The organism is Pseudomonas delhiensis (assembly GCF_900187975.1).
GTDB lineage: Bacteria > Pseudomonadota > Gammaproteobacteria > Pseudomonadales > Pseudomonadaceae > Pseudomonas > Pseudomonas delhiensis.
This window is the reverse complement of sequence record NZ_FZPC01000023.1, coordinates 17,439-38,486: the sequence shown is the minus strand read 5'-3', so window position 1 is coordinate 38,486 and position 21,048 is coordinate 17,439. Positions and strand designations below refer to the sequence as shown.

Below are 21,048 nucleotides of genomic sequence, written 5' to 3'. Positions count from 1 at the left end.
ACGGCGCCACCGCCACCCTCCCCGCCAGGCGGCTCATTCCAGTGGCGCGAGCCCTGCCAGGCTTTCTTCCCGGGCGTCGGGGTGCAGTGTCAGCTCGATCCGGTGCGCGGCCTGCAGCAGCGCATCGGCACTCTCCTCCAGGCGTTTCGCGGCGGTGAGCAGGGCTGCGGCGGTATCGGGCGAAGCGACTTCCGCCGCGGCCTGCCGCAGGACCTGCACGGCGGAAGTCTCGTTGATTGCAGAGGCCAGCAACACCTTCCTTAGTCGTTCCATTTCCTCCTCCATCGTTGACGGGAGCAGTGCATGAATAGCTCCGATTTCTCCCGGCCAGCGGACGAGCCGACAACCGGCAGTGCCCGGGCTTCGCCAATAGCGACACATGCGCCCCCCGACAGGGGGCACGCCTCACCAGCGCAGCAGGCGCGGGCCCAGCATCGCGCCCAGCAGTGTCGGCAGGAGCATGCCCAGCAGGTACCAGATCCCCCAGAAGGGCACGCCCATTTCCGGGCAGTGCAGGCAGTAGGCCAGGGTGGCGGTAGCCCCGGCGAGCAGGCCGCCAGCGGCGCCGGCCTGGCGCAAGCGCGTCGGCGCCAGGCCGCGCAGGGCCCAGAACACGCCGACGAAGGCCGGCAGCGACAGCAGCGCGATGTTCAGCGGGCAGGTGCGCCAGGTGCGGCCGAACACCAGGTCGGCGCGCGCTTCCAGCGGCGCACCGGCCAGCGCCAGGGCGCCGCCCAGCCATACCAGCAGCACCGGCAGGCACAGCGCGGCCCAGGCCGCGCCGCCACGCACACCGGGGCGCGCCAGGCGGCCGCACAGCCACAGCGCCAGCGGCGCCAGGCTGCCCGGCAGCGCCAGCTTGGCCCAGAACAGCGGCGTGCGCGCCACCTCGGCGAGGTCCGCGCGCACGCCGTAGAGCGCCGCCACCAGCAGCAGCGCGCCCAGGCCGCCGCCCAGCAGGGCCAGGGCGAAGCGCCGCGCCAGGGCGTGCCGGTCCACCGCCGTTTCGCCGGCGGCGAGCAGGTCGATCAGTTCATCGGTCTTCATCGTTGCGCTTACCTCGAATCATGCCCGCCAGGGCCTTGAGCCCGCGGTGGATGCCGACCTTCACCGCGGAGCTGGAGAGCCCGGTGAGCCGCGCGGTCTCCTCCACCGACAGGCCCTCCAGCTTCACGTGGACGATCGGCAGGCGCTGCCGCTCGGGCAGCCGCTGCAGCAGCCGGCCCAGGTCGCGGCTGGCATGGGCCGGTTCGTCGTCCTCGCCGGCGAACAGTTCCCCGTCATCCTCCTCCAGGGGCTGCTGCAGGGCCTCGCGGCGGGCGAAGGCACGGAAGTGGTCGGCCAGCTTGTAGCGCGCTATGGCCTGCACCCAGGCGGTCAGCGGCTGCTCGGCGCGGTAGGTATGGCGGGCGTTGTGCACGGCCAAAAGCACCTCCTGCAGCAGGTCCTCGACCTCCGCCGGACGCTGCGCCAGGCGCCGCGGCGCAAGAAGGCCCGCAGGTGCGCGCCGAGGGCGCCGAGGAAGTCACGGTAGGCCGCGGCGTCGCCGGCCAGGCCACGCAACAGCAAGGCCTGGAGCTGTGCCTCGCGTGCGTTCAACTGCTCCTGGCTGGTAGTTCGTTGCATCGGTCGCCCTGGTTACACCGCGGATGAAATTTTCCCCAGGGCCGAACACGCCCTCGGACAGCCTGAAAAAAACGGCCGTCGTTCAATACGTTAGGGCGGCGGGCGAGAAACCTCAAAAAAATTTTCGCGGTGCTGTAACCGGACGGCCGCAGGCGGCGAACTGGTTCATGAGCCGACGGTAACCCTCCGCCGGCCATCCCAACCTTTCGGAGACCGCACCATGAAAAGCATCGCCCTCGCCAGCGCCGCCCTGGCCCTCGCCTCCCTCGCCGGCGCCGCCCTGGCCGACGACATGAACACCCAGGCCGGCGCAGGTGCCGCCCTGGAGAAATGCTACGGCGTGGCCCTGGCCGGCAAGAACGACTGCAAGGCCGGCGCCGGCACCACCTGCGCCGGCAGCGCCAAGAAGGACTATGACGGCCTGCACTGGAAGAACGTCCCGGCCGGTACCTGCACCTCGATCAAGACGCCCCACGGCATGGGCTCGCTGACCCCGATGAAGTCCTGAGCCAAGGCCGCCGACCATGAACGCCACCCACGCACCAGGCGCCGGCCTGGGCCTGAAGGCCGAGCACTATGCCCAGGCCCTGGACTGCGGCGCCGAAGGGCTCTGGTTCGAAGTCCACCCGGAGAACTACATGGTCGGCGGCCCGCGCCTCGCCTGGCTGGAGCGCATCGCCGAGCGCCATCCGCTGTCGCTGCACGGGGTCTCGTTGTCCCTGGCGGCCGACGCCCCGCCCGACACGGCGCACCTGCAGCGCCTGCGCGCCCTGGCTGAGCGCGTACGGCCAGTGCTGGTCTCGGAACACCTGGCCTGGTCCGCCTGGCGCGGCCACTACCACCCCGACCTGCTGCCCTTCCCGCGCAGCGACGAGGCCCTGGCGCGCATCGCCGATAACATCCAGCGTACCCAGGACGCGCTGGGCCGGCGCATCGCCGTGGAGAACCCCAGCCACTACCTGCACCTGGACGGCCATGAACGGGACGAGATCGACTTCCTCGCCGAACTGGCACGGCGCACCGGCTGCGGCCTGTTGCTGGACGTCAGCAACGTGCACGTCAGCGCCCACAACCTCGGCTTCGACGCCGGCGCCTACCTGGACCGTTTTCCCGCCGAGGCCGTGGTCGAGATCCACCTCGCCGGGCATAGCCGCGACGACGGCGGCGAGTTGCTGGTGGACTCCCACGACGCCCCCATCGCCGATGCGGTCTGGACGCTCTACCAGCGCCTGGTCCGGCGCATCGGCCCGCGGCCGACGCTGATCGAGCGCGACGGCCAGATCCCCGCATTCGACATACTGCTGGCCGAACGCGAACGCGCCCAGGCCATCCTCGACCTGCAACGGAGGGCCTCATGAACGGTTCCCTCGGACGCTTCCAGGATGACTTCGTCGAAGCGCTCTACCAGCACCCGGCGGGGGAGCTGGCGGCGCTGGCCACCCAGCCCGGCTTCGCGGTCTACCGCAACACCGTGCTCAAGGGCTGCGTCGACGCCCTGTGCGACAACTTCCCCGCCGTCGAGCGCCTGGTCGGCCGCGGCTGGCTGGAAGGCGCCGCGGCGCTGTATGCCCGGCAGGCCCCGCCGACCGATGCGCGGCTGGTTCTCTATGGCGAAGGTTTCGCCGACTTCCTCGGCGCTTTCGAGCCGGCCCGCCCACTGCCCTACCTGGCCGAGGTGGCGCGCCTGGACCGGCTCTGGCTGGAGGCCTTCGCCGCCGAGCAGGAGCCCGCCCTCGGCCTGGCCGAACTGGCCGGCATGACCGCCAGCGACCTCTCCCGCTGCCGCCTGCGCCCGCGGGCCTGCGTGCGCTGGCGCTGGTTCGCCGGGCAGCCGATCTACAGCCTGTGGCGCCATAACCGCCAGGCCCTGGCCCTGCCCGAGGAACTCCCCTGGCACGGCGAAGGCGCCCTGCTGGTGGGCAGCGCCGCGGGCGTGGCCTGGCAGCCGCTGGAGATCGGCGGCTGCGCCTTCCTCGACGCCTGCGCCGCCGGGCACGACCTCGACCGGGCCTCCACCCTGGCCCTGCAGGCCCAGCCCGACCTCGACTTCACCGCCCTGCTCGGCCGCCTGCTGGCCGCCGCGGCCTTCGCCCCGCTCATCCTGCCCCACTGAGGAACCCGCCATGGACATCATCCATTCCCCGGCCAGCCGCCACCGCCTGCTGCACCACTGGAACCGGCTGGCCGACACCCTGCAGCGCCTGCTCGGCGACAGCTTCCTGTGCCTGCTGGCGCGGCTGGGCATCGCCTCGATCTTCTTCCTTTCCGGGCGCACCAAGGTCGAGGGCTTCCTCAGCATCACCCCGGGCACCTACGAGCTGTTCCGCAGCGAATACGCGCTGCCGCTGGTTTCGCCGTACCTGGCCGCGCACCTGGCCACCTACGCCGAACACCTGTTCCCGCTGCTGCTGGTGCTGGGCCTGGGCACCCGTCTCTCGGCCCTGGCGCTGCTGGGCATGACCACGGTGATCGAAGTCTTCGTCTACCCCGACGCCTGGCCAACCCACCTGTCCTGGGCCGGGCTGCTCCTGCTGCTGGTCGCCCGCGGCGGCGGCAGGCTGTCGCTGGACCGCCTGCTGGGCATCCGCTGATGCGGCACCGCCCGCCCGGCCCTCAGCCCTCGAAAATCGCCACCGCGCGGACGAAGCCCGCCGAGGCGTGGCGGATCTTGTAGGGGAAGCAGCTGACCAGGAAGCCATGGGCCGGCAGCTGTTCCAGGTTGGCCAGCTTCTCCATCTGCCCGTAGCCGATGTCGCGCCCGGCCTTGTGGCCTTCCCAGATGATCGAGGCGTCGCCGCTGGCGGCGAAGCGCTCGCGGGTGTATTTGAAGGGCGCGTCCCAGCTCCAGGCATCGGTGCCCACCACCCGCACGCCGCGCTCCAGCAGGTAGAGCGTGGCCTCGCGGCCCATGCCGATGCCGGCGTCGAGGTAGCCCGGCTGGCCGAACAGGCTGCCGGCGCGGGTGTTCACCAGCACGATGTCCAGTGGCTGCAGGGCGTGGCCGATGCGCGCCAGCTCCGCCTCCACCTGCGCCGCCGTCACCACGTGGCCGTCGGGCAGGTGGCGGAAGTCCAGCTTCACCCCCGGCTGCAGGCACCATTCCAGCGGCAGCTCGTCGATGCCGAAGGCCGGCTTGCCGCCGTCGGTGGTGGAGGCGTAGTGCCAGGGCGCGTCCATGTGGGTGCCGCTGTGGGTGGTGACCTGCAGGCGCTCGGCGGCCCAGGCCTCGTTGCCCGGCAGGTCTTCCTTGCGCAGGCCGGGGAACATCGCGGCCATTTCCGCCCAGCCCTGCTGGTGGTCCATGTAGTCGATCCTCGGCAGCAGCGGCGGCGGGTCGCTGTAGGGGTTGTTGTCCAGGCTCACCGAGAGGTCGAGCAGGCGGCGCTTGCTCAGGTTCATGCGGAAACTCCTTTGCGGGCGGCCGCGCGGCTGCGGCGCGGCGTGAGGTCGAGGGCATTGCGCAGCAGCGCGGCGGCCGTGCCGTCGTGGCGGAAGCCCAGGGCGCGGGCGTGGGGCGTGCGCAGCGGCGGGAAGCGGCCGAACAGGGCCTCCAGCTGCGCGTCGGGCTCGAAGGCGATGCGCTCGCGGTGGGCCTCGCCGAAGCTGGCGGCCAGGGCGTCGAGCACCTGGGCGATGGACAGCTGCAGCACCGGCAGCTGCCATACCCGCCGCTCGCCGGGGCTCTCCAGCTCGGCGGCGTGCAGCAGGTTGTCCACGCAGCAGCGCGCCGACATCCACCAGGCCGTGGCCTGCGGCGACACCGGGCAGGTGTAGGGCTCCCCTGCCGCATAGGCGTGCAGCAGGTCGCTCATGAACGCCGAGCGCAGGCCGTTGGGCTGCCGCGGCCGGGCGACTATGCCGGGCAGGCGCAGGGCGCGGCCGTCCACCTCGCTGCGGCGGGCCAGGTCCTCCAGGGCAGTCTCGACCATCAGCTTGTGCGCCGCGTAGGACAGCTGCGGGCGGGCCGGCTGCGCCTCGTCCATGCGCGCCGGCAGCTCGCCGCCGTATACCGCCACGCTGCTGGCGTACACCAGCACCGGCGGGCGTTCGCGGTTGCGCAGTTGCTGCAGCAGCTCCAGGCTGGCCTGCAGGTTGACCTGGTAGCCCAGCTCGTACTGAGCCTCGGCGGCGCCACCGGGCACGCTGACCAGGTGGAAGACCACGTCGATGCCGTCGGCCAGCACCCGGCGCAGCAGCGCCGGATCGGTGATGCTGCCGAAGTGGCGGCGCAGGCGGCGGTCGTCCGGCAGGCCGTCCAGCTGTTGGTCGAGCAGCAGCAGCGCCTCTATTCGCTGCCCGCGCAGTTCGCCCTGCGCCAGCAGGCGCCCGACCAGCTCGCGGCCGACGAAGCCGTTGGCCCCGCTGACCATCACGCGCATGGCCAGCCCCCCTGCACCACGCGCTGGTCGATGGCGCCGAACAGCACCTCGCCGTCCGGGCCACGGGCCTCCATGCGCACGCGGTCGCCGAAGCGCATGAAGCCGGTGCGCGGTGCGCCCTGGGCGATGGTCTCGATGGCGCGGCGCTCGGCGATGCAGGCCGAGCCGACGCTGCGGTCGGCGTTGGAGACGGTGCCCGAGCCGACCAGGGTGCCGGCGCTCAACCGTCGCGTCAGCGCCGCGTGGGCGATCAACTGGTGGAAGCCGAAATGCATGGCCCCGCCATGGGGGTGGCCGAACCATTCGCCGTTCCATTCCACCTGCAGCGGCAGGTGCACGCGGCCGTCGCGCCAGGCCTCGCCCAGCTCGTCCGGGGTCACCGCCACCGGGGCGAAGCTGCTGGCGGGCTTGGCCTGGAGGAAGCCGAAGCCGGTCTTCATCTCCCGCGGCGCCAGGGCGCGCAGGCTGACGTCGTTGAGCTGCAGGACCAGGCGTACGTGGGCCAGGGCGCATTCGGCCGGGCAGCCCATGGGCACCGCGTCCACCAGCACGGCGAATTCGCCTTCGAAATCGATGCCGTGGGCCTCGCTGGGCAGCGGGATGTCCGCGCGCGGGCCGAGGAAGTCGTCGCCGGCGCCCTGGTACATCAGCGGGATGCTGTCGGCGCCGGCGATGGGTTCGAGATTGAAGGCCTTCTGCATCAGCTCGCCGTGGCTGAGGAAGCAGGAGCCGTCCAGCCACTGCCAGGCACGGGGCAGCGGCGCGGCCAGGCGGGTGGGATCGAGGGCGAAGGCGTCGGCCAGTTCGTTGGCGTTCAGGCGCTGGTAGAGGCGTTGCAGGCCGGGTTCGACGGCCTCCCAGTGTTCCAGCCCCGCCTGCAGGGTGGCGGCGATGCCGCCGGCCTCCACCGCCCGTTGCAGGTCGCGGGAAACCACCAGCAGGCGGCCGTCGCGGCTGCCGTCGTCGAGGGTCGCGAGCTTCATGGCAGCAGCGCCTCCAGCGCTTCGGCGTAGCGGCCGTCGAGAAGGATGAAGACCATCCGCGCCATCTGCTCGGTGCGGTTGCTCCAGGCGTGGTTGGTGCCGCGCTGGACCACGATGTCGCCATGCTTGAGGTGTACCTCGCCGTCATCGAGCACCAGCCACACCTCGCCTTCGGTGACGATGCCGTAGTCGAGGGTCCGGGTGCGGTGCATCAGCCTGTGCCTCGAATCGGCCTTGCCGGTGCCGGCGTGGGCCTGGCCGATCTCGGCGAAGGCGGCCGCGGCCTCTTCGGCGCTGACCTGGTTCTGCACGCTGTCCGGCGGGATGTCCACCACGCGGATCACGCTGCCCAGCGGGCCGGGGCTCAGCTGCAGCGGCTGGTCGGTCGGGTCGTCGCCGTCGTCCAGCGGCGCCGGGCTGGTGGCGCTGCTCCATATCTCATGGAAGACGGTGCCGGGCACGGCCTTGAGCGGGAAGACGTTGGGCGTCGGGCCGCAGCTGGCGACCACCGCCCGGCCCTGGGCGTCGTGCCCGGTGACGATGCGTTTGAATTCGGGAAGCGGGTGCATGGCTACTCCTGTGGATTGCCGTCGACGATGAGGTTTCGCCCGCAGGTCGGGCGCGGACGTGGGGCCGGGAAGAGAGACTCGCTCATAGCGCCTCCACCACCGGCACGGGCCGGCCGCGGCGCAGCAGCGCCAGGCACAGCGGGGCCAGCACCAGCTGGGCGCTGGCGACCAGCAGCAGGGCCTGGGGCAGCCGCGGGTTGTCGCCGCCGGTCAGCGCCAGCACCAGCAGCGGGCTGAGGAACTCGCCGGCGAAGATGGACGCGGTGAAGCCGCCGGTGGCGCGGCCGCGCTGGTCGAAGCCGACCTGCAGCATCACCTGGGTGATCAGCGTCGGCAGCAGCAGGCCCACGCCCAGGCCGTTGACCAGCACCGCCAGCACCACCGGCGCGTGGCTGCCGGCCAGGGCCATGAGCGCACCGCCCAGGCCTGCGGTGGCGAAGCCCAGGGCCAGCAGGCGCCGCGCCGGCAACGCGGCGAGCAGGCGGAAGGCCAGGGCCCCGGCGAGCACGCCGAGCTGGTTGGCGCCCATGGTCATGCCCACCTGCTGCGGCGCGTCCACGTGCAGCAGTTGCAGCAGGTAGCCGGCCTGCACCGGGACGATGAACAGGCTGACACCGGCCAGCAGGGTCAGCAGGTACAACGGCGCCAGCGCGGCCCAGGGGAAGCGCCCGGCGGCGGGCTGGACGCGCTCGCCCCGATGGCCCCGGGGCTCCCACAGCAGCGCCGCCATCAGCGGCAGGCACAGCAGGCCCACCGCGTAGAGCGCGAAGGGCGTGCGCCAGCCGCTCTCCCCCAGCGCCCCGCCCAGGCCCATGAACAGCGCGGCGGACAGCGAGGTGGCGACCATCTGCAGGGCGAACAGGCGCTCGCGGCGCGGGCCGTCGAAGTAGTCGCCCATCAGGGTGGTGCAGCAGGTCATGATGCCGGCTTCGGCCAGGCCGATGCCGGCGCGGCTGGCGACGATCGCCCCCAGCGAGTCGAGCCACAGCGGCAGCACCCCGCACAGGCTGTACAGCAGCATGCTGGCGAGCAGCAGCGGGCGGCGCCCGACGCGGTCGGCCAGCAGCCCGGCCAGGGGCGCCAGGAAGGCGATCACCAGCGCCGGCAGGGTCAGGGCGACGGGCACCAGCACGGCGGCGCCCGGGGTTTCGGCGAAGTGCGCCTGCATGCGCGGCAGCACCGGCGCTATGAGCACGGCGCCGAGCACCGGCAGGCAGCTGCCGAACAGCAGTAGCAGGGCCTGGGCGCTGCCGGCGGGGCGTGGGGCGGTCATTGCGCACCTCCGCGCCGGAAACCCATGGGATCGTGGCGATGGGTATCGCTTCGCTCAACCCATCCTACGGCGGCGTTCCCAGCACACCTGTAGGAGCGGGCCCTGCCCGCGATTCGCGCCCAGGGGGCGCTCCTACAAGTGGATCCGGCAGTCGATTCGTTCAGGCATGGCATCGGGCGGTCCTCTGGTTGGTGTTCGGCTGGCAGCAGTCGCGGTCGTGGTGGATTTCCTCCAGGTGGTGCGCCGGCACGGCGGGCTGCGCCTGGCGCCGGGGCAGCAGGAAGTAGGCGAGCGCCGGCAGCAGCACCAGTGCGCCGACCATGTTCCAGACGAACATGAAGGCCAGCAGCACGCCCATGTCGGCCTGGAACTTGATGGGCGAGAAGATCCAGGTGCCCACGCCGATGGCCAGGGTCACGCCGGTGAGCATCACCACCTTGCCGGTGAACAGCAGCGCCCGGTAATAGGCGGTGGAGAGGCTGGCGCCCTGGCGCAGCTGGGCCAGGACGATGCTCATGACGTAGAGCGCGTAGTCCACGCCGATGCCCACGCCGAGGGCGATCACCGGCAGGGTCGCGACCTTCACGCCGATGCCCAGCGCCACCATCAGCGCCTCGCAGAGGATCGAGGTGAGCACCAGCGGCAGCACCGCGCAGAGCACCGCGCGCCAGGAACGGAAGGTCACCAGGCAAAGCAGCACGACCGCGCCGTACACCCACCAGAGCATGTCGTGGTTGGCCTGCCTGACCACGATGTTGGTGGCCGCTTCGATACCCGCGCTGCCGGCGGCCAGGAGGAATTTCGCCTGCTCGCCGTCGTTGTCGCGGGCGAAGGCCTGCACGCTGTCGACCACCCGCGCCAGGGTGTCGGCCTTGTGGTCGGTGAGGTAGGCGTAGAGCGTCAGCAGGCTGCAGTCGTCGTTGTACAGGCCTCGCGGGGCGTTGGCGGTGACCATGTTGAGGGTGGCCTGGTTGTTCACCAGTTCGTACCACTTCGGGCTGCCCTCGGAGAGGCCGACCAGCACCCGGCGCTCGAGCAGCGCCAGGGAGTTGGTCGAGTCCACGCCCGGCAGGCCGCGCAGTTGCCAGTCCAGGTCGTCGACGCGCTTGAGGGTGTCGTAGGCCGAGCAGGCGCCGGCCGGGGTCTGCACCATCACCGCGAAGACGTCGCTGCTGGCGCCGTAGTGCGCGGTGACGAAGGCGTTGTCGCGGTTGTAGCGCGAGTCCGGGCGCAGCTCCGGGGCGCCGGCGTCGAGGTCGCCGACCTTCAGGTTCAGGCTCACCGCGTAGCCGCCGGCCGCCAGCAGCGCGGCCACGGCGATGCAGAGCGCGGCCCAGCGGCGGCGGGTGAACAGGTCGAGGAAGCGCCACGCGGCATGCTTGTCCGCCCCGCTCGCCTCGGCCTCTTCGGCGCGCAGGCTGCGCCGCGCCGCCCTGGGGCTGACGCCGACGTAGGACAGCAGCACCGGCAGCAGGATCAGGTTGGTGAAGATCAGCACCGCCACGCCCAGGCTGGCGATCACCGCCAGGTCCTGGATGACCTGGATGCGGATGATCATCAGCACCGCGAAGCCGACCGCGTCGCACAGCAGCGCGGTGAGCCCGGCGAGGAACAGCCGGCGGAAGGTGAAGCGCGCCGCCACCAGGCGGTGCATGCCGCGGCCGATGTCCTGCATGATGCCGTTCATCTTCTGCGCGCCGTGGCTCATGCCGATGGCGAACACCAGGAAGGGCACCAGCACCGAGTACGGGTCCAGTTCGTAGCCCAGCAAGGGCAGCAGGCCCAGCTGCCAGACCACCGCCACCAGCGAGCACACCACCACCAGCGCGGTGCTGCGCACGCAGCGGGTGTACCAGTAGAGCACCGCCGCGGTGATGGCGATGGCGGCGGCGAAGAACAGCAGGATCTGCCGCAGGCCGTCGATCAGGTCGCCGACCACCTTGGCGAAGCCGGTGATGTGGATGTCCACGCCCCGCGCCTGGTACTTGCCGCGCAGGGCCTCCAGCTCATGGGCGAAGGCGGTGTAGTCCAGCGCCTGGCCGTCCGGGGTCTTCTCCAGCAGCGGCACGTAGAGGATGCTGGAGCGCTGGTCGAAGGCCACCAGTTGGCCGATCTCGTTGGAGCGCTCGACGTTGCGCTTGAGCGCGGCGAGGCTTTCGCCGCCGCCGTCGTAGCCGTCGGGGATCACCGGGCCGCCTTCCAGGCCCTCCTCGGTGACGCCGGTCCAGCGGGTGGAGGGCGTCCACAGGGACTTCATCGCCGCGCGGTCCACGCCGGGCAGCAGGTACACCTCGTCGTTGAGTTGCTGCAGCACCTGCAGGTAATGCTTGTCGTAGATGCTGCCCGCGGGGTTGGCCACGGCGATGCGCACGGCGTTGCCCAGGCCGGCCAGCTCCTGGCGGTGCGCCAGGTAGTTGAGGATGAAGGGGTGCTCCCGGGGGATCATCTTCTCGAAGCTGGCGTTGAGCGTCAGGCGCGTGGCCTGCCAGCCCAGCAGCAGGGTCGCCGCCAGGCACAGCAGCAGGACCAGGCCGCGGTGGTTGAACAGGGCGCGCTCCAGCAGCGAGCCGGAGGCGCTGTCGAAGTCGTCGAGGCGGCCGCTGGACGGCGCGGGGGAAGTCGGGGCGTGCATGGCTCAGTCCGCTGTGCTGGAGGAGGAAGAAGGCGCCAGGCGGCGCGCGCCGGCCATGCCGACAGCCACCAGGGCGCCGTCGGCGGCGAGGGTGGCGGCGGTCAGCGGCAGGCCGTCGGAGACCGCCAGCGGCCTTGGGACGAAGTCGTCCAGGCCGCTGCGCAGCAGCATCCCGGCCTGGTTGGCGAGCAGCAGTTGGCCGCCGGCCACGCGGATGCCGTTGAGCGACGCGGGCACCGGGTTGGCCAGGGCCCGGAAGCTGGCGCCGCCGTCGTCGGAGGCGAACAGCTTGCCGCGCAGGCCGCCCACCAGCAGGCGCCCGCCGGGCAGCACGGCGGCGGCGAAGTAGCTGCCGTCGTAGGGGCCCTGCAGGGCCTCGAAGTGCTCGCCGGCATCGCGCGAGCGCAGCAGCAGGCCCTGCTCGCCGGCGAGGTAGAGCGCGCTGCCCTGCCCCGCCACGGCATACAGGTGCAGGCCGTTCGGGTTGGGCAGGTGGCCCATCCATGACTGCCAGCTGCGCCCGCCATCGCCGGTGGCCAGGGCCAGGCCGTAGGCGCCCAGCACCAGGCCGTGGCGGGCATCGCTGAAATGCAGGGCCAGCAGCGGCTTGTCGGCGCCGTCGGCGACCAGGCGCTGCGCGGCGGCGACGCGCCCGGCGTCGGCGGCGGCCTCGGCGGCCTGCAGCTCCAGGGCCGCGGCGCGCTTGCCGTCCAGTTGCAGGCGCCAGTGCTCGCCGCCGTCCTCAGTGTGCAGCACCACGCCGGCGTGGCCCACGGCCCAGCCGTTGCGCGCATCGACGAACTGCACGGCGCTCAGGCTGGCGCTGACCGGCACCACGCTCGCCTGGCGCCAGCTGCTGCCGTTATCGTCGGAAAGCAGCACCACGCCGCGCTCGCCCACCGCCACCAGCCGCGGGCCGGCGCGGGTCACGTCCTGCAGTACCGCGCGCAGGGCCTGGGGGCCTTGCACGGCGGGCTGCGCCAGGACATCGGCAACGCTCGCCGCGTGGACCGGCGGCGCCGCGCAACAGGCCGCCAGGAGCAGGCCGGAAAGCATCTTCTTCATCGCACGCAACCTTGGTTTTTCTTGTAGTCGGGCCTGACGAGGCCGGGTACAGCGAGGTCTCCCGTAGGAGCGGGCCCTGCCCGCGATTCGCGCGCAGGGCGCGCTCCTACAGCCCCCCGGTGCTAACGCTCAGCGCACGCCCTCGCCCGCCATGGCGTCGGCGGTGAACACCGAGTCCTTGTAGGGCGGCACGATGCGGTACTGCTCGCTCTTGCCGGCGAACAGGTCACCGGCGAACCAGGCCCCGGAGAGCAGGTCGTAGAAGCCGTTGGTGAGGGTCACCACGCCGGGCAGGTCGGGCAGCACCACCGGCGAGGTCCAGAGCACCTTGGCCAGTTGGCCGCGGGCGTCGTAGCGCTCGCCGAGCACGGCGGCCCAGGTGTCCTCGTCGAGGTAGTAGGTGCTCTTCGGCATCACGTGGCGCTGGCCGCTCTTGAGGGTCGCTTCCACCACCCAGACGCGGTGCTTCTCCCAGCGGATGGCGTCGGACTTCAGGTGGTGCGTGTCCAGCAACGCCTCGGGGCCGGCGGCGGTGAACACCTTGTTGGCGTTGTAGGGGATGTACATCTCCCGCTTGCCCACCAGTTTCCAGTCGAAGCGGTCGATGCGGCCGTTGAACACGTACAGCTCGTCGAAGCTCATGACCCCCGCGGTGGCCGGCGTCGGGGTGTCGCAGCAGGCGTTGGGCAGGCGGCGCACGCGGCGCTGGCCAGGCAGGTAGGTCCACACCGAGGCCTTGTCGGCGTTGAGGTTCTCAAGGCCCGTGATGGCCTCGCCGGCGCGCAGCGGCGGGCCGTCGTTGATCATGCGGATGGACCAGAACACGCCCTTCTCGCCCGCGCCGCCGGGCAGGTACCAGGGCATCTGCAGGTCCGAGCGCGAGTCGTTGGTCAGCACGTGCTTGCCGTCGGCGGTGGTCAGGTACTGGGTGAAGCTGGCGTGCCAGGACGCGCCGCGCCAGCGCAGCAGGTGGTTCCAGATGGCCTCGGCGCCACTCTGCGGAATCGGGAACGGGATGCCGCCGGCGGCGCCCTCGGGCATGGGCCCGGCCGGGCCGTCCACCAGCTTGCCGCTGCTGGCGTTGGCGAAGGTGGCGTCGTACACCGACTGCGGGGCGGCGGCGCTGCGGTGGGTCGGGTAGACCTCCAGGCGGTAGCTGTCCGGGTACTTCTTCAGCATCGCCTGCACCCCGGGGGTGAGCTGCGCGGCGTACTGCGCCATGTTCTGCGCGGTGATGGTGAACAGCGGCTTGTCGGCGGCGAAGGGGTCGCCGCGCTTACCGCCGTCCTTGTAGGCCGGGTCGGCCTGGGTGTAGCCACCGGTCCAGGCCGGGATGCTGCCGTCGGCGTTGCCGGCGCGCTCGCCGCCCAGTGGCGTCAGGGTGGTCTTCAGCTTGCCCGCCTCCTCGGCGGAGACGGCGGCCAGGGCGCCGTGGGCGAACAGCAGGGAGGCACTCAGGGCGGTGAGCAGGCAGGCGAGTTTCTTGTTGTGTTTCATCGGGCAGTCCTCGGTCAGAAGGTGCGGCTGACGGTGAAGGCGATGAAGTCGCGGTCTTTCAGCGACTGTTCGAAGGTGTAGTGGTTGTCGGCGTCGAGGAAGGTGTTCTGCGGGCCGTAGTAGTGCGTGTAGGTCAGGCCCAGGCTCCAGGTGTTGAGGTAGTTGCCCTTGAGGCCGACGTTGATGTCGCCGCCGTGGTCAGTGCCGAAGCCGGTGCCGAGGGCCTCGGAAGCGCCGTTGGTGTAGCTGGCGCCGATCGGTACCGAGAGGTCCAGGCCGGGGTAGATCTGCCGGTACATCGGCTCGTACACCAGGCGCAGGCTGGCGGCGTCGCGGTCGGCGTTGGGGTCGATGGCGTCGCGGTTCCTGCTCACGCTCATCACCCGGTTCCAGGCGATCTCGCCGAGGAAGCTCGCCTCCTGGGCGATGAAGTTCGGCTCGAGGCTCGCCAGCCAGGAGAAGTTGGCGTGCAGGGTACGGCCGGTGGCGTAGAGCGGGTCGTCGCTGTTGTCGATGGCCTCGCCGACGGCCAGGGCGTGCTGGTTGGTGGAGGCCAGTGGCTGGTTCCAGCGGGTGGAGACTTCGCCGGCCAGGTTGAAGTTGCCCACCGTGGTGGAGAAGCTCGCGCCCAGGGCCTCGATGCCTTCGGGGTACACCCAGTAGAACTCGCCAGCCTTGCCGGTGAACGGGTCGAGGTTGGCGAAGTCGGTGCGCACGTTGAGCTGCGGCGACTTGTCGTGGAAGCGGATGGCGTACAGGCCCCAGTCCACCGTCTCGGTGCGCCAGCGCAGCTGCACGCCGCCCTGCCCCGAGTCCTTCGCCTCCTTGTCGTTGCCGTGGTAGAAGGCCAGCGGCTGGCCGCCGGGCATCACCGGCGCGCCGACGAACATGCGCTCGGCGCCGTCGCCGAAGAAGTCGTCGGTGGAGAAGTAGCTGCCGGCGGCCGGCAGACGGTTGGCCTCCCATTCGAACTGGTAGTAGGCGCCGATGGATACATCCGGGGTCAGTTGCAGCTGGCCGGAGACCTGCTGTACCGGACGGATCAGCTCCTTGAACTGGGTGTTGGGCACCGACAGGCCCTTGACCACGTCGATCGGCGCCATGCCGCCGGCGATGCCGTTCATGCCGTAGAACAGGCTCTCGCCCCACTGCATGGCGTACTGGCCCAGGCGCCCGGACAGCGGCATGCCGGCCAGCTCGGTCTTGCCGAAGACGAAGGCGTCGAGCAGCTCGCCCTTGCGCCCGTGCAGGGTGCGGGTGTCGTCGGTGAATTCGTCGTAGTCCGCCGAGTAGCTGTTGGCCCGGCTCGGGTCGCTGGCGTCGGTGCCGCGGTTGTAGACGTCGTCGTACCAGGCCGCCCCGCTGACCCGCGCGCCGACGTCGCCGTAGGTCACGTCCAGCTCGGAGAGCAGGTCCAGGCGGTTGGAGATCAGGCCCTTGTCGAAGTTGCGGTCGCCATCGTCCAGGTTCAGCGCGCTCTGGCCTTCGGTGAGCTTGCTGCTGGCGTCCTGGGTGCGCCAGGCAGCGCTGTACTTCAGGGTGTTGTCCCAGCGCGCCCGCAGGTCGGGGTTGCCGGTGTCGAATTCGAAGGCCTGGGCGTGGCCGGCGGCCAGGGCCAGCAGCGCCAGGGTGAGGGGCTTGAGCGGCGGCAGCGGCCGCGCGGTTGCACGCTTGTCAGTGGACATCGAGGTCACCTCGTTCTTGTTCTTGTGCATTCGTGTTGGCGCCGGCGCGCGGCCAGGGCAGGCGCGCCGGGTACATGGGCTCAGATGGGGCGCGCGGTGACCTCCAGCATCTGCCGGACCAGGCCGATGCGGTCGAAGGACGGGTCCCGGGCGATCTCCTTCTCCCCGGCCAGCAGGGACTTCTCGGCGATGAACCTGCAGCGCTCGAAACGCCGGCCCATGAAGCGCTGCAGCTGCTCGGCCAGGCTGCCGCCGGCGGTGAGTTCCTCGGCCAGCACCACCGCGTCCTCGATGGCCATGCCGGCGCCCTGCCCCAGGTGCGGGGTGGTGGCGTGGGCGGCGTCGCCGATCAGCAGTACCCGGCCGCGGTGCCAGGGCTCGTCGACGAACACCGCCTCCAGCGGCTTGTAGACGACCTCGGCGCTGTCCGTGACCTGCTCGCGCAGTTCGCCGATCAGCCCGCCGAACCCGGCCAGGCGCTGGCGCAGGCCCTCGGCCAGGCCGGCCGGGTCCATCCAGGGGTTGCCCGGCTCGTGGGAGGTGGTGAACAGGTACATGAGGTCGTCGGCCAGCGGCACCAGGCCGGCGTTGCCCGAGGGGCCCTGGTAGTTGGCCAGGTGGTCGATGCCGGCGGCGCGCGGGAAGTTGTGGCGCCACACCGACTGGCCGGTGAAGCGCGGCTGGTACCTGTCGCCGAACAGCAGCCCGCGGACCCGCGAGTACAGCCCGTCGGCGCCCACCAGCAGTTGGTAGCGGCCCTGGCTGCCGTCGCTGAACAGTACGTCGACACCGCCGGCGTCCTGCTCGAAGCGCTCCACCGAGGTGCCCAGGCGCACCCGGGTGCCCAGTTCGATGGCGGTCTCGCTCAGCACCTTGTGCAGCGCGCGGCGGGAGATGCCGACGTTGGCCGGGTACTGCGGCCCCGCCAGGCGCTGGCCGGGGATGCGCGCCAGCTGCTGACCGGCGGTGGTGTAGATGGCTACGTCCTCGAAGGCGTAGGCGGCGTCCAGGTAGGCATCCAGCAGGCCCAGGCGGTGCATCTCGCGCACCACGTTGCTCTGCTGGATGATGCCGACGCCGTAGACGGTCCATTCGCTCTTCAGCTCGACCAGGTCGACGGCGATTCCCTTGCGGCGCAGAGCGATGGCGGCACACAGCCCGCCGATGCCGCCGCCGACGATCAGCACGTTGCTCACAGTGTTCATGGCATCTCTCACGTCTTGTTCTTGTTGTCCGCACCGGCGAGCGGTGCGGCCGTTCTGCGTGCCCCGGGGCACAGCTTCCCGGCGGGGCCGGGCCTTGACCAATCGAGTCCGCGGATGCGACCTATCGCGCGGCGCGATACCTCAGCCTTGCAGTTGCGCCAGCGGCAATAGCAGCCAGCCGTCCTTCTCCTCGTGCGCCAGCGCTTCCAGCGCCTGGCCACGGCACGGGCCGTACACGCACTCGCCGCTGTCCGGGCGGAAGCGCGCGCCGTGGGCGTAGCAGACGACCCATTGGCCGTCGGCGCTGAGGAACCTGTCCTTGCGGTACTCCAGCGGCACGAGCAGGTGCGGGCAGCGGTTGCGGTACAGGCGCACCTGGCCGCGGTGGCGCAGGGCGAACAGGCCGTCCGCCCCCCTGCCCTGCGGGTCGAAGCCGCGCGCCTGGCCCTCGGCCAGCTCGTCGAGCCGGCACAGCGCCACGCAGTCCACGGCTCAGCCCTGCTTTGGCGGCGGGCCGCTGGGGGCCCACTTCTCCCGCGAGGTGAAGAGGAACAGCTGCGAGTTGTCCGCCGACATCGGCGCCTGGCGCGCGGCCCAGGCGTCGTCATGCTTGTCCATGTCGGCGTCGTACTCGATGTGGCAGCCCAGCGGGCTGTTGAAGTACCAGAACCAGTTGGAGCCCAGCAGGTGCCGGCCCGGGCCCCAGAAGCTGGTCCAGCCCTTGTTCTGGAAACGTGTGCCGGCCAGCAGCACCTCGGTGCCGCTGCCCAGGTGGAAGGTGAAGTGCTCACAGCCCTGCATGTGCGGCGGCGTCTGGATCATGAACAGGCAGTGGTGGTCGTCCATGCCCGCCGTGCGCATGAAGGGGCCGACGCCGACGAAGCTGTCGGTGGTGACGAAGCCCAGGCGCTCGCGGTAGAAGGCCTCGCCCCTGGCGGCGTCGGGCACGAAGTACACGACGTGGGACAAGGTGCGCGGCAACGCCGGCATGTCCGGGGTGATGCCCAGCTGGTTGAGCGGGCGCTGCGGCGCGCTGCCGGGGGCGTTGGTCAGGTCGGCGGGGGCCTCGTACGGACGGCGGCAGCTGACCTGGAAGGCGATGGCGAAGCCCAGGTCGTCGACGCAGTGCAGCGCGCCGGCGGCATCGCGGCGCACCTCGCGGTCGCGCCCCAGTTCGTCGGCGATGGCGTCCAGGTCGGCGGCGCCGGCCACGCCGTAGACGGTCTCGCGCAGGGAAGGCGTCGGGCCCAGGGCCGGCGGCAGGCTCGGATCATCACCGTGGCGGATGACGATGGCGGTGCCGTCGAGGGCTTCGAAGCGCCCGCCGTCGGCGGTGAGTTGCGTGGCCGTGAGGCCGTAGTCGCGCAGGCAATCGGCACAGGCCTGGATATCGTCGACGCCGAAGACCAGGGCGTCGAGGCCAAGGATGTTCATGGCTACCACTCCATTGAAATTATGATTCGGCGCCGGGCAGGGGGCCGCCGGTGGTGGGTCGCCGCGGCACGGGGGCCGCTCGACTGGGGCGCAGGTTGGCCGGCGCCATGGCGCCCTGACCAATCGCATGTGGGGATGCGAGGCATCGCCGAACGCGATACCTGGGCGCGGGCCCATGGCGGCGGGCGTTTGCCGCCCACTCGTGGCGCAGCGGTCTTGACGTATCGGGAATGCGGCGGGAAGGTATCGCGAAAATAACTACAACAAGCCTGAGCCATCTGCCATGCGATTCCACCACCTGGACCTGAACCTGCTGGTGGCGCTGGATGTGCTGCTGGAAGAGCAGAACATCACCCGCGCCGCCGAACGCCTGCACATGACGCAGTCGGCCACCAGCGGCGTGCTCGGCCGCCTGCGCACCTTCTTCGAGGACGAGCTGCTGGTGCAGGTCGGCCGCAAGATGCAGCCCACCCCCTACGCCCTGGAACTGGCGGGGCCCGTGCGCGAGGTGCTGCTGACCATCCGCTCCTCGATCACCGCCAAGCCGGTGTTCGACCCGGCCAGCAGCAAGCGCCACTTCCGCCTGGTGACCTCCGACTACCTGATCAGCGTGCTCTTCGCCCAGGTGATCCAGAAGATCCACCAGCAGGCCCCGCACATCACCTTCGAGATGCTCAGCCCCGGCGACAACAGCGCCGAGCTGCTGATGCGCGGCGAGGTGGACATGATGATCGTGCCCGAGCGCTACATCATCGACGGCCACCCGGCGCAGTTGCTGTTCGAGGAGGACCACGTCTGCGTGGTCTGGCGCGACAACCCGGCGGTGGGCGAGAGCCTGACCCTGGAGCAGTACATGCAGATGGGCCACATCTCGGTGGGCTTCGGGCGCAACCGGCACCTGAGCATCGAGGACTGGTTCATGAGCCAGTACGGCTTCAACCGCCGCCTGGAAGTGATCACCAACGACTTCAACACCCTGCCCCAGCTGCTGGTCGGCACCCAGCGCGTGGCCACCATGCACCGCCGCCTGGCCGAGCTGTACGCGCATTACCTGCCGCTGCGCATCCTGCCGCCGCCGGTGAAGATCCCGGTGATGCGCGAATACATGCTCTGGCACCGCAGCATGGAAGGCGACCCCATGCACCGCTGGCTGCGCGAGCGCATCCGCGACTTCATCCAGAGCCTCGACCAGCAGCCCGAAGCCCTGCGCCACACCGGCTGACCCCGCCCCATCGCCCCCGGCCGCCGCCAGGGCGCCGGGGCATCGCGTTTGGCGATACCTCGCATCCCCACTCGCGATTGGCGCCGCACCGCCCCGCCTGCGTACCTTGCCGTCGAACCGCGCCCTGCGTGCCTGCCGCCATTCCCGGGCGCCGGAAAACCCGACCGCAGAAGGACAACAAGAATGTTCCGCTACTTCCCCACCAATTACGTCTGGAACCTCTCGGTGGACCTGGCCATCGAGATGGGCGCCCGCCTGGGCGAGATCGAGGAAATGTGCGCCCCGCTGCAGGAGGCCGCCAGGCAGCCCGACGCCGCCGGCACCCGGGCCTTCCGCGAGACCTGGTCGAAAATGGCCGACAAGCTCTGCGGCCTGGCCGAGGAAGACGAGGGCGCCGGCCGCCTGTTCTCCGCCGGCGAGAAGTACAACCGCGCCGCCACCTACTACCTCACCTGCGAACGCCTGCAGGCCCACGGCGCCCCGGGCCGCGAGGCGCTGTACCGGCGCTTCCTCGACACCTTCGCCCGCGGCGTCGCGCTGTCGAAGGAAAACTGCGAACGCGTGGAGATCCCCTACGAAGGCAGGCACATCGCCGGTCTCTACGTGCGCGCCGAGGGCGTGGAGGGCCCGGCGCCGCTGCTGGTGCAGGTCAACGGCCTGGATTCGACCAAGGAAATGAAGTACCGCGTCGGCCTGCCCGCCTGGCTGGCCAAGCGCGGCGTGGCCTCGCTGATCATCGACCAGCCCGGCACCGGCGAGGCCCTGCGCCTGCACGGCCTGACCGCGCGCTACGACAGCGAGCACTGGGCCAGCCGCGTGTTCGACTGGCTGGAAACCCGCGAGGACGTCGACGCCAAGCGCATCGGCCTGGAAGGCGTGTCCCTGGGCGGCTACTACTGCCCGCGCGCGGTGGCCTTCGAGCCGCGCTTCGCCTGCGGCGTGGTATGGGGCGCCAACCACGACTGGCGCGACGTGCAGAAGCGCCGCCTGGAGAAGGAAGGCGACTTCCCGGTGCCGCACTACTGGGCCCACGTGCAATGGGTCTGGGGCGCGAAGGACATCGACGAATTCATGGGCATCGCCGAGAACGTCCACCTCGACGGCGTGCTCGAACGCATCCGCGTGCCCTTCCTGGTCACCCACGGCGAGAAGGACTCGCAGATTCCGCTGAAATGGGCGCAGCGCACCTACGAGCAACTGGTGAACAGCCCGAAGCGCGAGCTGAAGATCTTCACCGAGCGCGAAGGCGGCGTGCAGCATTCGAGCTTCGACAACAGCATCAACGCCGGGCACTACATCGCGGACTGGGTGGCGGAGACGCTGGGTGGGCGTACGGCCTGAGGGCTCCGGGGTCTTCCTTGCTGCGGCACCGGATCACGGTGCCGTTCCCCGCTGCCGGGCGTGCCGGCGCCCTGCCGGTAAAAATATGAAGAAAGACTTTCTTAATGACCCTCTAAAACCAAATACAAGCCGCAATA

The 21,048-nt window shown here is 70.8% G+C and carries 20 protein-coding genes and 1 pseudogene; 6 read left to right on the top strand and 15 right to left on the bottom strand.

The window, feature by feature from the left end; all coding sequences use genetic code 11:
• Positions 1 to 33 precede the first annotated feature (33 nt).
• The 3 genes and pseudogenes from CHC02_RS20595 to CHC02_RS20585 form a co-directional block, all read right to left on the bottom strand.
• A complete protein-coding gene (locus CHC02_RS20595) occupies positions 34 to 273 on the bottom strand; it encodes a hypothetical protein (RefSeq protein WP_089393292.1) in 240 nt (79 codons plus the stop codon).
• Between the two features lie 132 nt (positions 274 to 405).
• Positions 406 to 1,047, bottom strand: coding sequence for a DUF1109 domain-containing protein (locus CHC02_RS20590; protein WP_089393291.1), 642 nt, complete (start codon positions 1,045 to 1,047; stop codon positions 406 to 408).
• Positions 1,034 to 1,626 (bottom strand): annotated as a pseudogene (locus CHC02_RS20585) (sigma-70 family RNA polymerase sigma factor). The gene CHC02_RS20590 and the pseudogene CHC02_RS20585 overlap by 14 nt, the downstream one beginning before the upstream one ends.
• 220 nt (positions 1,627 to 1,846) lie before the next feature.
• Here CHC02_RS20585 and CHC02_RS20580 point away from each other — a divergent pair.
• From CHC02_RS20580 to CHC02_RS20565, 4 genes are read left to right on the top strand one after another with little or no spacing between them, the layout of a single operon-like run.
• The gene (locus tag CHC02_RS20580) at positions 1,847 to 2,134 is read left to right on the top strand and encodes a BufA1 family periplasmic bufferin-type metallophore (protein ID WP_089393290.1); all 288 of its coding nucleotides are present in this window, start codon (positions 1,847 to 1,849) and stop codon (positions 2,132 to 2,134) included.
• Between the two features lie 16 nt (positions 2,135 to 2,150).
• Entirely contained in the window at positions 2,151 to 2,984 is an 834-nt protein-coding gene (gene bufB, locus CHC02_RS20575) for an MNIO family bufferin maturase (RefSeq protein WP_089393289.1), read from the top strand.
• The gene (locus CHC02_RS20570; RefSeq protein ID WP_089393288.1) at positions 2,981 to 3,739 is read left to right on the top strand and encodes an HvfC/BufC N-terminal domain-containing protein; all 759 of its coding nucleotides are present in this window, start codon (positions 2,981 to 2,983) and stop codon (positions 3,737 to 3,739) included. The genes bufB and CHC02_RS20570 overlap by 4 nt, the downstream gene beginning before the upstream one ends.
• Before the next feature lie 10 nt (positions 3,740 to 3,749).
• Entirely contained in the window at positions 3,750 to 4,217 is a 468-nt protein-coding gene (locus CHC02_RS20565) for a DoxX family protein (protein ID WP_089393287.1), read from the top strand.
• Between the two features lie 22 nt (positions 4,218 to 4,239).
• Here CHC02_RS20565 and CHC02_RS20560 read toward each other — a convergent pair whose 3' ends face one another.
• From CHC02_RS20560 to CHC02_RS20505, 12 genes are all read right to left on the bottom strand, one after another.
• Positions 4,240 to 5,025 carry a cyclase family protein gene (locus CHC02_RS20560; RefSeq protein ID WP_089393286.1) on the bottom strand — a complete coding sequence of 262 codons (786 nt, stop codon included), beginning with the start codon at positions 5,023 to 5,025 and terminating at the stop codon, positions 4,240 to 4,242.
• On the bottom strand, positions 5,022 to 6,005 hold the full coding sequence (locus tag CHC02_RS20555; protein WP_089393285.1) for an NAD-dependent epimerase/dehydratase family protein: 984 nt from the start codon (positions 6,003 to 6,005) through the stop codon (positions 5,022 to 5,024). The genes CHC02_RS20560 and CHC02_RS20555 overlap by 4 nt, the downstream gene beginning before the upstream one ends.
• Entirely contained in the window at positions 5,996 to 6,988 is a 993-nt protein-coding gene (locus CHC02_RS20550) for a fumarylacetoacetate hydrolase family protein (protein WP_089393284.1), read from the bottom strand. Before CHC02_RS20550 ends, CHC02_RS20555 begins: the two co-directional genes overlap by 10 nt.
• Positions 6,985 to 7,557, bottom strand: coding sequence for a cupin domain-containing protein (locus CHC02_RS20545; RefSeq protein ID WP_089393283.1), 573 nt, complete (start codon positions 7,555 to 7,557; stop codon positions 6,985 to 6,987). Before CHC02_RS20545 ends, CHC02_RS20550 begins: the two co-directional genes overlap by 4 nt.
• 82 nt (positions 7,558 to 7,639) lie before the next feature.
• Positions 7,640 to 8,830 carry an MFS transporter gene (locus tag CHC02_RS20540; protein ID WP_089393282.1) on the bottom strand — a complete coding sequence of 397 codons (1,191 nt, stop codon included), beginning with the start codon at positions 8,828 to 8,830 and terminating at the stop codon, positions 7,640 to 7,642.
• Positions 8,831 to 8,990: 160 nt separating this feature from the next.
• Positions 8,991 to 11,462, bottom strand: a complete 2,472-nt coding sequence (locus CHC02_RS20535; protein ID WP_089393281.1) for an efflux RND transporter permease subunit — start codon at positions 11,460 to 11,462, stop codon at positions 8,991 to 8,993.
• Between the two features lie 3 nt (positions 11,463 to 11,465).
• The gene (locus CHC02_RS20530) at positions 11,466 to 12,527 is read right to left on the bottom strand and encodes a WD40/YVTN/BNR-like repeat-containing protein (RefSeq protein ID WP_089393280.1); all 1,062 of its coding nucleotides are present in this window, start codon (positions 12,525 to 12,527) and stop codon (positions 11,466 to 11,468) included.
• Positions 12,528 to 12,656: 129 nt separating this feature from the next.
• A complete protein-coding gene (locus tag CHC02_RS20525; RefSeq protein ID WP_089393279.1) occupies positions 12,657 to 14,024 on the bottom strand; it encodes a DUF1329 domain-containing protein in 1,368 nt (455 codons plus the stop codon).
• A 14-nt stretch (positions 14,025 to 14,038) separates the two neighbouring features.
• Positions 14,039 to 15,709 carry a DUF1302 domain-containing protein gene (locus CHC02_RS20520; protein WP_089393357.1) on the bottom strand — a complete coding sequence of 557 codons (1,671 nt, stop codon included), beginning with the start codon at positions 15,707 to 15,709 and terminating at the stop codon, positions 14,039 to 14,041.
• Between the two features lie 80 nt (positions 15,710 to 15,789).
• Positions 15,790 to 16,914, bottom strand: coding sequence for an FAD-dependent oxidoreductase (locus tag CHC02_RS20515; protein ID WP_089393278.1), 1,125 nt, complete (start codon positions 16,912 to 16,914; stop codon positions 15,790 to 15,792).
• A 141-nt stretch (positions 16,915 to 17,055) separates the two neighbouring features.
• Entirely contained in the window at positions 17,056 to 17,403 is a 348-nt protein-coding gene (locus CHC02_RS20510; protein ID WP_089393277.1) for a Rieske (2Fe-2S) protein, read from the bottom strand.
• A 3-nt stretch (positions 17,404 to 17,406) separates the two neighbouring features.
• Positions 17,407 to 18,348, bottom strand: a complete 942-nt coding sequence (locus CHC02_RS20505; RefSeq protein WP_089393276.1) for a VOC family protein — start codon at positions 18,346 to 18,348, stop codon at positions 17,407 to 17,409.
• Between the two features lie 283 nt (positions 18,349 to 18,631).
• Here CHC02_RS20505 and CHC02_RS20500 point away from each other — a divergent pair, with 283 nt between their 5' ends.
• Positions 18,632 to 19,570 (top strand): LysR family transcriptional regulator, encoded by a 939-nt coding sequence (locus CHC02_RS20500; RefSeq protein ID WP_089393275.1) that lies wholly within the window; start codon positions 18,632 to 18,634, stop codon positions 19,568 to 19,570.
• 183 nt (positions 19,571 to 19,753) lie between these two features.
• Positions 19,754 to 20,911, top strand: coding sequence for an alpha/beta hydrolase family protein (locus tag CHC02_RS20495; protein ID WP_089393274.1), 1,158 nt, complete (start codon positions 19,754 to 19,756; stop codon positions 20,909 to 20,911).
• Positions 20,912 to 21,048 lie beyond the last annotated feature (137 nt).

Coding starts and splice junctions, on each gene's coding strand:
- CHC02_RS20590 (WP_089393291.1), bottom strand. CDS start 1,047: ATGAAGACCGATGAACTGATCGACCTGCTCGCCGCCGGCGAAACGGCG.
- CHC02_RS20530 (WP_089393280.1), bottom strand. CDS start 12,527: ATGAAGAAGATGCTTTCCGGCCTGCTCCTGGCGGCCTGTTGCGCGGCG.
- CHC02_RS20550 (WP_089393284.1), bottom strand. CDS start 6,988: ATGAAGCTCGCGACCCTCGACGACGGCAGCCGCGACGGCCGCCTGCTG.
- CHC02_RS20540 (WP_089393282.1), bottom strand. CDS start 8,830: ATGACCGCCCCACGCCCCGCCGGCAGCGCCCAGGCCCTGCTACTGCTG.
- CHC02_RS20535 (WP_089393281.1), bottom strand. CDS start 11,462: ATGCACGCCCCGACTTCCCCCGCGCCGTCCAGCGGCCGCCTCGACGAC.
- CHC02_RS20525 (WP_089393279.1), bottom strand. CDS start 14,024: ATGAAACACAACAAGAAACTCGCCTGCCTGCTCACCGCCCTGAGTGCC.
- CHC02_RS20515 (WP_089393278.1), bottom strand. CDS start 16,914: ATGAACACTGTGAGCAACGTGCTGATCGTCGGCGGCGGCATCGGCGGG.
- CHC02_RS20555 (WP_089393285.1), bottom strand. CDS start 6,005: ATGCGCGTGATGGTCAGCGGGGCCAACGGCTTCGTCGGCCGCGAGCTG.
- CHC02_RS20570 (WP_089393288.1), top strand. CDS start 2,981: ATGAACGGTTCCCTCGGACGCTTCCAGGATGACTTCGTCGAAGCGCTC.
- CHC02_RS20580 (WP_089393290.1), top strand. CDS start 1,847: ATGAAAAGCATCGCCCTCGCCAGCGCCGCCCTGGCCCTCGCCTCCCTC.
- CHC02_RS20565 (WP_089393287.1), top strand. CDS start 3,750: ATGGACATCATCCATTCCCCGGCCAGCCGCCACCGCCTGCTGCACCAC.
- CHC02_RS20560 (WP_089393286.1), bottom strand. CDS start 5,025: ATGAACCTGAGCAAGCGCCGCCTGCTCGACCTCTCGGTGAGCCTGGAC.
- CHC02_RS20500 (WP_089393275.1), top strand. CDS start 18,632: ATGCGATTCCACCACCTGGACCTGAACCTGCTGGTGGCGCTGGATGTG.
- CHC02_RS20505 (WP_089393276.1), bottom strand. CDS start 18,348: ATGAACATCCTTGGCCTCGACGCCCTGGTCTTCGGCGTCGACGATATC.
- CHC02_RS20595 (WP_089393292.1), bottom strand. CDS start 273: ATGGAACGACTAAGGAAGGTGTTGCTGGCCTCTGCAATCAACGAGACT.
- bufB (WP_089393289.1), top strand. CDS start 2,151: ATGAACGCCACCCACGCACCAGGCGCCGGCCTGGGCCTGAAGGCCGAG.
- CHC02_RS20520 (WP_089393357.1), bottom strand. CDS start 15,709: ATGTCCACTGACAAGCGTGCAACCGCGCGGCCGCTGCCGCCGCTCAAG.
- CHC02_RS20545 (WP_089393283.1), bottom strand. CDS start 7,557: ATGCACCCGCTTCCCGAATTCAAACGCATCGTCACCGGGCACGACGCC.
- CHC02_RS20495 (WP_089393274.1), top strand. CDS start 19,754: ATGTTCCGCTACTTCCCCACCAATTACGTCTGGAACCTCTCGGTGGAC.